Source organism: Buchnera aphidicola (Aphis nerii) (assembly GCF_005083105.1).
GTDB lineage: Bacteria > Pseudomonadota > Gammaproteobacteria > Enterobacterales > Enterobacteriaceae > Buchnera > Buchnera aphidicola_AS.
Genome location: NZ_CP034885.1, coordinates 487,559 through 501,949 on the forward strand (window position 1 = coordinate 487,559; position 14,391 = coordinate 501,949).

The window sequence follows — 14,391 nt, forward strand, 5'->3', positions numbered from 1 at the left end:
GTTTTTTATGTTTTATTTATATAAATTTAATCAACTAAAAATACTATGTTTAAAAATATGTAAAATTATTCAAAAAGATCCACTTCATTCTATTTTTGAGAAAGAAATTATTATCCATGATAATGAAATATTATTCCAGTATTTAAACATATTTACAGCTAATTATACGGGTATTTCAGCAGATTTTAAATTAATCCACCCAAATAGATTTATCTGGAAAATATTTAAAAAAATTATTCCAGAAAAAAAAATAAGTGAAATCTTAAAAAAAACAACTAACATTTGGAAAATAATTAAAATTATTGAAGAAAAAGATTTTATTAAATATATTAAAAAAAATGATAGCAAAATAAAAAAATTTGAGTTTGCATCACTAATGGAGAATTTATTCCAAAAATATATTCTATATAGACCCAAGTGGGTTTATCAATGGAAAGAAAAAAAAAACAAAACATTAATAATTAATTCAGAAAAATCATGGCAAATAAAGCTATGGAATGAGATTATAAATGACAATAAAAAACTTAATCAATCAAATAACAATTTTTCAAATTTATTTTATACATTTAAAAACATAATTAAAAAAAAAACAAATTACCAAAAAGAGTTTTTATTATTTGGTCTATTTCTATAAATCCATCATATATAGAAATATTTCATAAAATAAGTAAATATTGTGATGTGTATTTTTTATATTTAACAAGCTGTCAAAATGATATAATTATTCATAAAATTAGTTCATATAATAATATATATAATACAGACTCAAAAAATGATTTTAATAATAAATTAGAATTATTATGGGGAAAATATGAACATATTTATTTACTTTTCATACAAAATCTTAAAAATATTCAAATCAATCATTTCTTTAATAAACATTCTAAAGATAATTTATTAAATAATATTAAAAATAATATTTTAAACTTTAAAATAAATAAAAAAATACCCAAAAAAACTATAAATTATAAAGATAATTCAATAGCTATTAATATTTGCTATAATAAACAGCATGAAATTGAAGTTTTATATAAAACATTAATAAAAATTCTAAATACAAATAAAAATATAAAACCTCATGATATTGTAGTCACTTGTTTTTCATTAGAACATTACGTAACATATATTAATTATATATTTAAATCAAAAAATAAAGATAAAAATATACCTTTTTATATTTCTCATAAAAATTGTAAAAATAAACACAAAATATTATATATTTTTAATAAAATATTAAATTTATCTAATATTCGATTTAACAATGAAGAAATATTAGAACTACTTAATATTCCTACTATAAGAAAAAACTTTAATATATCAGAAGAAGAAATAAATATTTTACATAATTGGGTAGAATGTACAAATATTAGATGGGGTATAAATGAAAAACATAAGAATGATTTAGGTTTTCTAAAAATTGATCAAAATACTTGGTTTTATGGGATTGAAAAATTACTATTAAGTTATGCAATAAATAAAAAAAATAAAATTTGGAATAATATTGCATCACCGATTTATATTGATTTTTCTAAATCAGAATTAATAGGAAAACTATTATATGTAATTAATATACTAAATAAATGGCGTATAAAATTATCAACATCAAAAAAAATTAAATACTGGAAATTATTATTTAAGCATTTTGAAAACGATTTTTTTAATAATATAACAAAACCAGATAAAATTCTTAAAGTCATGCATAAAAATTGGGAAAAAATGATAGACGAAATTATATTATCTCAATATGAAAGAAAAATATCTATTAATGTTTTACAAAAAAATTTTTTATCTTTTATAAATTATACAAGTATAAAAAAAATAGAAATAGGATCTATAAATTTTTGCCATCCTTCTCTAGTATGTTATATTCCATTTAAAGTAATGTATATTATAGGATTAGACTATAAAGAACCGATGAAAAAAAATAGTATAGATCATCATATTAATCTTTTAAAAAAATATCCATTAATAACTGATATTAATATGTACGACATGACATATTATTTATTTTTACAAAATCTTGTATCTGCTACAGAATATTTTTATATTAGTTATATTGGGTATTCACTAAAATATGAAACTAAAATATATCCATCTATATTAATTGAACAACTAATAAATTATATAACATTATATTTTTGTTTTAAAGGAGATGAAAATTTAAAAATAAAAGAAAACATAAAAAAAATATCTCAACATATTTATAAAAAACATACAAAAGAACATATTTATAATAGTTTTAAGATAAAAAAATCAAAAAATACAAACAAAAACAAACTTAAAAATATTCAAAAATTTTTTTTTACGAAAATAATTAAATTAAATTCTTTCAAAAAACCAAGTTCTTTGATTAATTTAGAAGATCTAATACTATTTTGGAAACATCCAATACGATATTTTTTTAATTTTATATTAAATACAAAATTTTCAATAAAACAAAAACTATCTATAACAGAACCATTTATAATTCACCAATTAGAAAATTTTAAAATAAGTAACCTTTTACTGGATAAAATGATAAAAAAAGAAAAATTAAAAAATACATTAGAAAAAATAAAATTATCTGGAACATTACCATTTTCAGGTTTTGGAGAAATAGCTTTAAAAAAAAAATATAAAGAAATATTAGAAATAGAAAAAACAATTAATCAATACAGAATATTTCCTCAAGAAAAAAGTTTTGATTTTAAAATAGAACAATATCATTTCAAGGGAATTTTAAAAGAAATACAAGATACTGGCTTACTTCGATGGAAAGCAACTTCAATTAACTATTCTGATCGCATGTCATTATGGTTAGAACATTTAGCATACTGTGTTTTAGGAGGTATAGGAGAAAGTAAAATTATAGGACAAAAAAAACAAATATTTGCATTTCATTCTTTACCATATAATATTGCATATAATTATTTATTAATATATATCAAAGGATATATCAATGGTATGAAAAATCCTTTATTGTTAACAAAATCAGGTGCTGCTTGGCTGGATAAAGTATATGATATAAAAAATCATTGTATTTATAAAGATTCTAATATAAAAAAAGAAGCATATAAAACATTATGCAATACATGGATAGGAAATTCTTATATGAAAGGAGAAAAAGAAGATATTTATATAAAAAAAATTATTTCAAAACTAGATGTAAAAAAAATCTGCAATATTTCTAAAAAATGGTTGTCTCCATTATTAAAGTATAAAAAAAATAATGAAAAAAAAATTAAATATATTTAACATACCATTTAATAATATAAATTTAATTGAAGCGTCTGCTGGAACTGGTAAAACTACTGCAATTGTATTAATGTATTTACGTTTATTATTAGGAATAGGAAATAAAAAAAATACCAAACCTTTATTAGTACAAGAAATATTAATAGTAACTTTTACTAATTTTGCAAAAGAAGAAATACATAAAAGAATTAAAAAAAATATTGAACAATTATACTCGTTTTGTATTACTAAAAAAACTAATAACCTTATTTTAAAACCATTTTTAGAAAAAATTAAAAATATAGAAGAAACTATATGTATTTTAGAAAAAGCAAAAAGAAATATAAATCATATGTCTATTTATACAATACATGGATTTTGTAAAGATATTTTACAACTATATTTTTTGAACGTTAATAAAGAAATAATTAAAAATGAAGAACTTTTATTTTTACAATCTATAGAAGACTTTTGGAGATCTTATTTTTATAAATTACCCGAAAAAATAATTAATATAATTTCTCAATATTATAAAAATCCAGAATCGCTTTTAACTGAATTAAAACCAATATTTAATTGTAGTAAAGTATATTTCACTGAAAAATTTAATAAAAATAATAATGATATTATAAAATATCATGAAAAAAACATTCAAATCATAAATATTTTTAAAAAAAAATGGCTATGTTATAATGTAGTAATTTTAAATTTAATAGAACAATTAAAACCTAATAAAAAAATATATAATGAGTCAAATATATCTAGATGGATAAAAAATATTACAAATTGGGCAAAATCTGAAACTGAAAACTATCAAATACCAACTTCATTAAAATATTTTTCAAAAGAAATAATCATAAAAAATATAAAAAACCAAAAAATTCCATATCATATTTTTTTTGAAAATATTGAAGAAATACTGAAAAAAAAACTTTCTTTAAAAAATATTATTTTATTTCAAGCTATTAAAAAAATAACTAAAATTTTAAAAAAAGAAAAAAAGAAAAAACTTTTATTAGGATTTAATGATTTATTAGATACTCTTTTAAAGCATATTAAAAAAGAAAAAGAACTAAGAAAAATAATTATTAAAAAATATCCAGTAGCTTTTATTGATGAATTTCAAGATACTGATATTAAACAATATCAGATTTTCAATATTTTATATAAAATAAATAATAAAAACACAGCATTATTTCTGATAGGTGATCCAAAACAATCAATATATAGTTTTAGAGGAGCAGATATTTTTTCTTATTTAAATGCTAAATCAAAAATTAAAAACCATTATTATCTTGATACTAATTGGAGATCTGCAAGTAATATATGTAAATTTATAAATTATTTATTTTCACGTAATAAATATCCATTTTTTTTTAAAAATATTTCATTCGAAAACATTGTTTCGTGCAATAATAAAAACATGCAATTTAAAATACGAGGAATAATTCAAAAATCTATTAGTTTCTTTTTTAAAAAAAAAGAAAAAACATATATTGAAGAATATCAAGATTGGATTGCAAAACAGTGCGCTAATGAAATTTGTTATTGGCTGACATGTGCCAAAAAAGGAGAAGCAACGCTAATTAATCAAAATACAGAAACAGTTTTAAAAGCAAGTGATATTGTAATATTAGTAAGAAATAAAAAAGAAGCTGGTATTATTAAAAATGCATTAAAAAAAGTTAATATCCAATCTTTTTATTCATCATCTAATAAAAATATATTTCAAACTAATGATGCATATGAACTTCTTATTATACTTCAGTCTATCTTACAACCAACTAATATACAATTGTTAAAACAATCTATTTTTACTCATATTTTTTACCAAATTTTATTGGAAGGTGAAAAGGAAATAAATAAAAAAACATCACATTTTATAGTAAATAAATTATATGAATATCGTAACATATGGAAAAATATAGGAATTTTCTGTACTATTAAAAACATTATACTAGACTATCAAAAATATTCTAAAAATTCAGATAAATTTCAATATTATCAAAAAAATATAAATTTTTTACATATAGCAGAACTATTAGAAAAACAAGCTACATATTTCCATCAAAAATCATCTTTAGTAAGATGGTTAGAAAAAAAAATATCAGAAAAAAAAGATATATCAGAAGATGAAAACATTAGATACTTTAAACAATCAGAAGTCATTAAAATAATTACCATACATAAATCTAAAGGCCTAGAATATCCCATAGTTTGGATTCCTTTTGCTGGAACATACAAAAAATCAAAATTATATTTATATCATGATAAAAAGACTTTCAAAATGTTTTTTGACTTATCTCAAAATAAAGAAACTCAAAAAATAGTAGAAAATGAAAGATTATCTGAAGACTTGCGTTTTTTATATGTTGCTATAACTAGATCTATTTATCATTGTTGTTTAGGAATGGGAGATGTTATTAATAAAAAAAATCAAAAAAAGAACAAAAATCATAAAAGTGCATTGGGATATATTATACAACGTGGATGTTATATGGATTATAACAGTCTATTAAAAGAAATAAATTTATTAAACATAAAATCATATATTGCAATTAAATATGATTCAATGAACATTGATCGACCTTACATTAAAAAAAATATATACTTATTATCTCCGCCTGAATTTTTAATTAAAAAACCACAAAATTATTTCCAAATAACCAGTTTTACCAAATTAAAAAAAGAAAGCATTTGTCTTGATCAAAATCAAAATTTTAATATAAATAATATTTTTGATTACAAGGAAAATAATAAAAAAGAAATAATATTTAAAAACTTTCCTAAAGGAAAAAAAAGTGGAATTCTTATTCATTATATATTAAATAAAATTAATTTTATAAAAAAATTAAATATTAATTTTTTTTATCAAGTTTTAAAAAAATATGAATTTTCAGAAGAATGGGCCCCAATATTAATGTCTTGGATAAATAATATTATTAATGTAAAATTTAAAAAAATAAACTTTAATTTATCTATGTTAAAACCCAATCAATATATAAAGGAAATGAATTTTTTTTTACCGATACAAAAAACGTTAAATAGTATAGATCTTAATAAAATTATTCAATCTTTCGATCCTATTTCTTCTTTAACTCCTAAATTTTCTTTTAATCCAATTAATGGAATTCTAAAAGGATCTATTGATTTAGTATTTCTATGGAACAAAAAATATTATATAATCGATTATAAATCTAATTATCTGGGTGATGATAAAAATTATTACTCTTCAAAAAATATAAAAAAAGAAATAATAAAAAATCGTTACGATCTTCAATATCAAATATATACAGTAGCATTACATCAATATCTAAATAAAAAAATCAAAAAATATAGTTATGAAGATAATTTTGGTGGCATTTTTTATATGTTTTTAAGAGGAATAGACAATATAAATAAAACTAATAGTATTTTCTATACCATGCCAAATTATTTATTAATTAAACATTTAATTGATTTATTGATAATAAAAAATTAAATAATATAATTCATATGAAAAAATTACTACAAGAACTAGTAAAAAAAAAAATTATACGTATGATTGATTTTGTTTTTTCACAATTTATATCTAAAAAAAACAACGTTATTATGTTAGTAGCAGCATGTGTAAGTTTTGAAAGTAATAATGGATGTATTTTTTTATCTCTTAAATATTTCGAAAAAAATAATTTTTTTTCTACTGGTGACAAGAAAATTATTAAAAAAATATTATTTATTTTAAATAACAAAAAAATAAATTGGTCATTGGAATTATTAAAACATCATGCTTTTGGTAATGGAAATACTATAACACCATTAGTTTTATTAGAAAATCAAGTATATCTTTATAAAATATGGAAAGCTGAACAAAATATTTTAAAAATTTTATCTAAAAAAAAAATAAATAATGAATTTAACTTAATAAAAACTTGTAATTTATTAAAAAAATTGTTTCCTAATAAGGAATATAATGCCCAAAAAATAGCAGTAGCATTAAGCTTAATTAATCAAATAACTTTTATTTTAGGAGGTCCTGGTACTGGAAAAACTACTACAATAATAAAAATTATTATCGTATTAATAAAAAATACAAAAAAAAATATTAAAATACAATTATCATCACCGACAGGAAAAGCTACTGCACGTTTGATTGAAATATTAAACAATTATAAAATACTTAATTCACATCTCTCTGAAAAAGAAAAAAAAATTTGCATATTAAAACCTGTTACTATACATAAATTATTAGGAATATCAAAAATATCTAATACAATTTTTTTTAATAAAAATAATCGTTTGAATATAGATGTTTTAATAATTGATGAAGTATCTATGATAGATATTTTAATGATGAATAATATATTTTCTTCTATTGAGAAAAATGTTAAAGTTATTTTTATTGGAGATCATAATCAATTATCGCCAATAGGAGCAGGATCTATTTTAAAAAAAATTTATAATTATTCATATTATGGATATAGTTTAGAAACTATATCTATCTTGAAAAAAATTACAAAGTATTCAAAATTGTACAACAAAGAAAATAAATCTAATAAATATTTAATAAGTGATAAAATATGTATTTTAAAAAAAAACTATAGATTTAAAGAAGATTCAGGAATTTGTATATTATCAAATGCAATTTATGAAAATAAAAAAGATATTTTTAATCAACTTTTTAATAATTTTATAAAAAATGTTATATTTTACAATATTAATTGTGAAATACAATATAAAAAAATGATAAATAAAATCATTTTTTACTACCAAGGATATTGGGACAAAATTATACAAAAAAAAAATATCGAAACTATTATAAATACATTTCAAAAATATCAGGTATTATGTGTTGTACGAGATGGTTTATTTGGAATTAATAATATAAATTATATTTTAGAAAAAATGATGTACAAAAAAAATATTATTAAAAAATATTTTTATATTAACAACCAAATATGGTATGTAGGAAAACCTATTATTATAACTAAAAATAATAAATATTTAAATTTATCGAATGGTGATATAGGAATTACTAGTTTAAATAAAGATAAAGAACTACAAGTATATTTTTTAATAGGAAAAAAAAATATTAAAAATATTCCTATTAATCTATTAGAAAATTATGAAACTGCTTGGTGTATTACTGTTCATAAAGCACAAGGTTCTGAATTTGATCATACAACATTAATACTTCCGAATCAAAACTTAGAAATATTAAATAAAGAAATTTTATATACAGCAATCACAAGATCTAAAAAAATGTTAAGTATATTTTCAAATAAAAAAATATTTATTTCAGCAGCAAAAAAACAAAAAAAATTTGAATAAATTAAAATAAATCCATCATTAAAACTTTTGAACAACGTTGATAATTATACATTTTTTGTTTGCTTTCAGGTAGCATGTCAACATTAACAATAATAAATCCTCTTTCTTGAAACCAATGAATACTATGAGTAGTAAGTACAAATATTTTTTTTAAATTCATTTTTTTAGCATTTAATTTAATTGTTTTTAATAACCAATCGCCTCTAGATGAATTACGATAATCTGGATGAACTGCAACACATGCCATTTCTCCTAAACTTTCTTTAATAAAAGGATATAATGCAGCACATCCAATAGTTAAATTATCACGTTCAATAATTGTGAATTTATCTACTTCTATTTCTAACTGTTCTCTTGATCTACGGACTAGAATTCCTTTTTTTTCTAAGGGACGAATTAACTCTAAAATTCCGCCAATATCATTAATATTAGCTTCTCTAATTTTTTCAGCAGATTCCATTACAATCTGTGTTCCAATGCCATCTCTAGAAAATAATTCTTGTAACAAAGCACCATTTGTATGGTAACTAATTAAATGACTTCGATTTACACCATTTTTACAAGCTTTTATAGATCCTTTTAAAAAACGTACTGTTGAAGAAATATAATCCCCATTTTTTTCTAATTGCATAATTTTACTGTTTATATCATCAGGTAATAATTCAGAAATAGTTTTTCCTTGATTATCAAGTACACCTTGATTATTGCAAAATCCTATCATTTTTTCTGCTTTTAATTTAATACTAACTTGAGTAGCAATTTCTTCAGAAGTTAAATTAAAACTTTCTCCTGTAACAGAAACAGCAACAGGCCCAATTAAAACTATAGCATTATTTTTTAATTGACAGTCGATAGCTTTTTTATCAATCCTTCTAATACGTCCAGTATGTGCATAATCTACGCCTTCATCTATTCCTAACGGTTGTGCGATGATAAAATTTCCACTTACAACATTAATATTTGCACCTTGTAATGGAGTATTACTTAAACTCATAGAAAGACGCGCAGTAATATCAAGTTGTAATCTTCCTGCTGCTTGTTTTACTTGTTCTAAACATAATAAATTAGTGACACGTATATACTTGTGATATGTTATTTTAATTTTTTTTTCATTCAAATTTGAATTGATTTGAGGACAAGCTCCATATACAACAACTAAACGAATACCTAAACTATGTAATAAACCAATATCATTAATAATACCAGTGAAATTTCCATATTTAATTGCTTCACCACTCATCATGATTACAAATGTTTTTCCACGATGAGCATTAATATAAGGAACACTATGGCGAAAACCCTGAACTAATTCAGTAGTACGCTCTTGCATGATAATCCTCTTGATTTTTTACTTGAATCTATATATTATTTTGAAACTAAACTAATAATTTACATTATTTAAATTAAAATCCATTATGATAAATTTTAAAATATCATAATAAAAGCGAAATTTTGGAAGATTTTTTTTAAAGATGGGATGTATTTTTTGGTTGCGGGGGCCGGATTTGAACCAACGACCTTCGGGTTATGAGCCCGACGAGCTACCAGACTGCTCCACCCCGCTTTAGTTAATAAAGGATACATCTTTAATAAAAAAAATGCAATCTTTTTTTAAATATAATTTAAAAAATTTTTAAAAATAATTTTTTAAAAATCAATTTAATAAATATTAAACAACATTACTATAATTAATAGTAATATTTTAAAAATTTAAAATAATATAAATATGCAAAAAATAATAATAAATTTAATGCTTATATTTGTAATTTCATGTAATAATTATGATTCTACAAAAGGACAACAATATAAGAAAAAATTGATTAAAAACTTTACTGAAATAAAAAAAATAGATATTAAAAATAAATTAATTAATCAAGAAGATTTTCTTATACAATTAGAAAAAATTAAAAAATTTTCTCCAAATTTATATTCAAAAAATTTATATCTTTATAACAATCTTAAAAAATGGTTAAAAAAACCAGATTTTAATACATTAAATAAATTTGGAATTAAAATATATCAAATGAAAGGCGTAGATAATTATGGAAATATTAAAATCACTGGATACTATACACCTATATTAAAAGCAAGAAAAACAAAGCAAGATAACTTTATATATCCAATATATCGAACACCATCTAATTTAAAGAAAAATAAAATTTTTCCACAAAGAAAAGATATATATAATGGTATTTTAAAAAAAAAATATATTTTAGCTTATACTAGATCTTTAGTAGATAACTTTATTATGGAGATCCAAGGAAGTGGTTTTATAGACTATGGACATGATAATCCATTAACTTTTTTCAGTTATTCTAGTAAAAATAATTGGCCATATACAAGTATAGGAAAGATTCTGATAGAACGAGGTGAAATAAATAAAAAAGATATTTCTATGAAAAGTATTAAAAATTGGTGTAATAAACATACAAAATTAGAGGTTCAAAAGTTACTTGAAGAAAATAAATCTTTTGTTTTTTTTAAAGAAACTAAAAAAACAGAAGTATTTGGATCTAGTTCTGTACCATTAGTTAAAAAATCAGCAATAGCAGTAGATAAATCTATAATAAAAAATGGAAGTATTTTGCTAGTTCAAATGCCTTTACTTAATAAACAAGGTATATTTACTCATAAATATGAAATACGATTATTATGTGCTCTAGACGTAGGAGGAATGATTAAAGGACAACATTTCGATATTTACCAAGGAATTGGAGAAAAAGCCGGTATACAAGCAGGTTTTTATAATCATTATGGATATGCTTGGATATTACAAACACATTTGAAAAACAACTAAAAATTTTAAAAAATGAATATTATTCAATCAGGCATTACAAACGAAACAGCATCTATCGCTATTATTATTTCTAGATTTAATCAATTTATTAATAATCACTTATTATCTGGAGCATTAGATACATTAACTAGAATAGGTCAAATAAAAGAGGAAAATATTTTAAAAATATATGTTCCTGGCGCACATGAAATACCTATAGTGGCAAATTATATCGCAAAATTTAAAAAATATAATGCAATTATTGCTATAGGCACAATAATCAAAGGTAATACAGACCATTTTAAATATATTGCAAATGATACATATAAAAATCTTTCTAAAATTAGTATAAAATATTTAATACCAATTACAATGGCAATATTAACTACAAACAATCTAGAAGAATCTATTGAAAGATCAGGTTTAAAAATGGGAAATAAAGGCTCTGAAGCTGCACTAGCAGCATTAGAAATGATTAATGTTATAGAAAAATTAAAAAATAACGATTAAATCATGAAATATAATGAATTTGAAATTATTTCTAATTTTTTTAATAAACATCAAAAAATAGATAAAAATCTTATTAAAGGTATTGGGGATGATACTGCCTTAATAAAAATACCAAAAAAAAATGTACTTGCAATTAGTACTGATACTTTAGTAGAAGGTACTCATTTTTTTAAAAATATACATCCAAAAAATCTAGCATACAAAACAATAGCTGTAAATTTAAGTGATTTAGCTGCTATGGGTGCACTTCCAAAATGGATGACATTATCTATTACCATGCCTAAAGTAGATAGTGAATGGTTAAAATGTTTTAGTCAAAGCTTTTTTCAAATTTTAAATCAATATAAAATTACACTAATAGGTGGTGATACTAATTGTGGGCCTTTAAGTATTACACCAAGTGTTTATGGATTAATTAAAGGAAGCAAAACATTATTACGAAAAAACGCTAAAGAAGGAGATTTAATATATGTTACAGGATATCTTGGAGAAAGTGCTGCTGGTTTTTTTTTACTTCAAAAAAAGAAATATCCAATAAATATTAAAGTAAGAAATTATCTTATACGAAAACATTTAAACCCTACACCCCGAGTTTCTGAAGGCATAATCCTAAGGAATTTTGCTAATTCAGCAATAGATATATCAGATGGATTAATTTCTGATCTAGGACATATACTAGAAGAAAGTCAATGTGGAGCTGATATTGAACTAAATAAATTACCTATTTCTAAAAATTTAATAAATAATTTTAAAAAAAATAATTATTTTAACTGGTCGTTATACTTTGGAGAAGATTATGAATTATGCTTTACAATATCTAAAAAAAATATTAAAAAATTAAATTCAGCTATTAAAAATAAATTAATTCAATGTAAACACATTGGTTATATCACTTCAAAAAAAAGAGGCTTTAATTTAATGCAAAATAAAAAAAAGATAAATTTTAAAAAAATTGGTTTTAATCATTTTGATGTAAATAATTTTTAACATTTTTGGAAAAATATGAAAAATATATTTTATATGAGAAGAGCAATACAACTTAGTAAACTAGGAGAGTTTACAACTGCTCCAAATCCTAATGTTGGCTGTGTAATTGTAAATAACAACGATATTGTCGGAGAAGGATGGCACAAAAAATATGGCGATCATCATGCTGAAATTAATGCATTAAATATGGCAGGCAATAAATCAAAGGGAGCAACTGCATATATCACATTAGAACCATGTAACCATTTTGGAAAAACTCCTCCATGCTGTGATGCCATTATTAATTCCGGTATTAATCATGTAATAATATCTAATTTAGACCCAAATCCTAAAGTATCCGGTAAAGGAGTGATCTATCTTAAAAAAAATGGTATTTCTGTAGAAACAGGATTACTTGCAAAAGAATCTCAAAAATATAATCAAGGTTTTTTAAAACGTATGAAAACTGGATTGCCATGAATACAACTTAAATTAGCAATGTCAATAGATGGAAGAATTGCAATGAAAAATGGTGAAAGTAAATGGATTAGTTCTAAAAGTTCTCGTCAAGATGTGCAAATATTTCGAGCAAAAAGTTCCGCAATATTAAGTACCAGTAAAACAATTTTATATGATAATTCTCAATTAACTGTACGTACAAAAGAATTTAATAAAAAAATACTATCTAAATTTCCTAAAAAAGATTTTAAACATCCAATAAGAATTATTATAGATAGTAAAAATAGAATGAAAAAAACACATAAAATAATGCAAACAAAAGAAAAAATTTTATTGATAAGATTAAAACCAGACAATGAATTATGGCCAGAAAACATAAAGCAAATTATAATAAAACCAAACGAAAAAAAAATTGATATTATATCTACATTAAAATTTATAGGAAATTTAGAAATTAACAACCTATGGATAGAAGCTGGTAGTAATTTTTCTGGTCATTTATTAAAGATGCAGTTAATAGATGAAATAATTATATATATAGCACCTAAAATATTAGGTCATGAAGCAAAACCATTATTTTTTTTAAAAAATAATTTAACATTATTTGAATGTATAAAATTTAATTTTTTAGATTTCAGAAAAATAGGACCAGATATAAGATTAATATTAAAGCCTCAAAAAAAATAAAAAACTAGGAATATTTATGATAAATCCATATTTTCGCAGAAAAGCACGTGCATGTGCTTTACAAATGCTTTATTCTTGGGAGATTTCACAAAACAATATTCAAGATAATGTAATAGAATTTTTAAAAGAAAAAAATCAAAGAAACATTGATCTAAAATATTTTTATGATTTGATTTTAGGAATAACTAATAACTGTAAAAACATAGATGATTTAATGAAACCATATTTGTTTCGTTCATTAAAAAAATTAGGACAAGTAGAAAAAGCAATTCTAAGAATTTCATTTTATGAACTATATAAAAGAAATGATATACCATATAAAGTCTCTATTAATGAAGGTATCGAATTAGCAAAATTATTTGGATCAGAAGATAGTCATAAATTTATTAACGGAGTTCTGGATAAGGCTGCATTAAAAGTAATAAAGAAAAAAAGATAGTAGTGTTTTTTACTTTAGTATACAAAATATT

Annotated in this window: 8 protein-coding genes, 1 tRNA gene and 2 pseudogenes; 9 read left to right on the forward strand and 2 right to left on the reverse strand. The window is 21.3% G+C overall.

Annotation, left to right across the window (positions count from 1 at the left end):
• Positions 1 to 7: 7 nt before the first annotated feature.
• The 4 genes and pseudogenes from D9V64_RS03265 to recD form a co-directional block, all read left to right on the forward strand.
• Positions 8 to 867 (forward strand): annotated as a pseudogene (locus tag D9V64_RS03265) (exodeoxyribonuclease V subunit gamma); the annotation flags it as partial.
• Between the two features lie 1,125 nt (positions 868 to 1,992).
• A complete protein-coding gene (locus D9V64_RS03245) occupies positions 1,993 to 3,234 on the forward strand; it encodes a hypothetical protein (RefSeq protein WP_315984433.1) in 1,242 nt (413 codons plus the stop codon).
• On the forward strand, positions 3,209 to 6,694 hold the full coding sequence (recB, locus tag D9V64_RS02310) for an exodeoxyribonuclease V subunit beta (protein ID WP_158366908.1): 3,486 nt from the start codon (positions 3,209 to 3,211) through the stop codon (positions 6,692 to 6,694). The genes D9V64_RS03245 and recB overlap by 26 nt, the downstream gene beginning before the upstream one ends.
• Before the next feature lie 14 nt (positions 6,695 to 6,708).
• Positions 6,709 to 8,523: an exodeoxyribonuclease V subunit alpha gene (recD, locus tag D9V64_RS02315; RefSeq protein WP_158366910.1), complete on the forward strand. Its 1,815-nt coding sequence runs from the start codon at positions 6,709 to 6,711 to the stop codon at positions 8,521 to 8,523.
• Between the two features lies 1 nt (position 8,524).
• Here the strand turns inward: recD and argA are convergent, their stop codons facing one another.
• Both argA and D9V64_RS02325 read right to left on the reverse strand, forming a co-directional pair.
• Positions 8,525 to 9,853, reverse strand: coding sequence for an amino-acid N-acetyltransferase (gene argA, locus D9V64_RS02320; protein ID WP_158366912.1), 1,329 nt, complete (start codon positions 9,851 to 9,853; stop codon positions 8,525 to 8,527).
• A gap of 157 nt (positions 9,854 to 10,010) precedes the next feature.
• Positions 10,011 to 10,087 (reverse strand) — tRNA-Met (locus D9V64_RS02325).
• Positions 10,088 to 10,249: 162 nt separating this feature from the next.
• Here D9V64_RS02325 and mltA point away from each other — a divergent pair.
• The 5 genes and pseudogenes from mltA (at position 10,250) to nusB (ending at position 14,360) form a co-directional block, all read left to right on the forward strand.
• Entirely contained in the window at positions 10,250 to 11,320 is a 1,071-nt protein-coding gene (mltA, locus tag D9V64_RS02330) for a murein transglycosylase A (protein ID WP_158366914.1), read from the forward strand.
• A gap of 12 nt (positions 11,321 to 11,332) precedes the next feature.
• Positions 11,333 to 11,809 carry a 6,7-dimethyl-8-ribityllumazine synthase gene (gene ribE, locus D9V64_RS02335; RefSeq protein WP_158366916.1) on the forward strand — a complete coding sequence of 159 codons (477 nt, stop codon included), beginning with the start codon at positions 11,333 to 11,335 and terminating at the stop codon, positions 11,807 to 11,809.
• A 3-nt stretch (positions 11,810 to 11,812) separates the two neighbouring features.
• Positions 11,813 to 12,796 carry a thiamine-phosphate kinase gene (gene thiL / locus D9V64_RS02340; protein ID WP_158366918.1) on the forward strand — a complete coding sequence of 328 codons (984 nt, stop codon included), beginning with the start codon at positions 11,813 to 11,815 and terminating at the stop codon, positions 12,794 to 12,796.
• 33 nt (positions 12,797 to 12,829) lie between these two features.
• Positions 12,830 to 13,921, forward strand: a pseudogene (ribD, locus tag D9V64_RS03250) (bifunctional diaminohydroxyphosphoribosylaminopyrimidine deaminase/5-amino-6-(5-phosphoribosylamino)uracil reductase RibD).
• Between the two features lie 19 nt (positions 13,922 to 13,940).
• Positions 13,941 to 14,360: a transcription antitermination factor NusB gene (nusB, locus tag D9V64_RS02355; RefSeq protein WP_158367289.1), complete on the forward strand. Its 420-nt coding sequence runs from the start codon at positions 13,941 to 13,943 to the stop codon at positions 14,358 to 14,360.
• Positions 14,361 to 14,391: the final 31 nt, after the last annotated feature.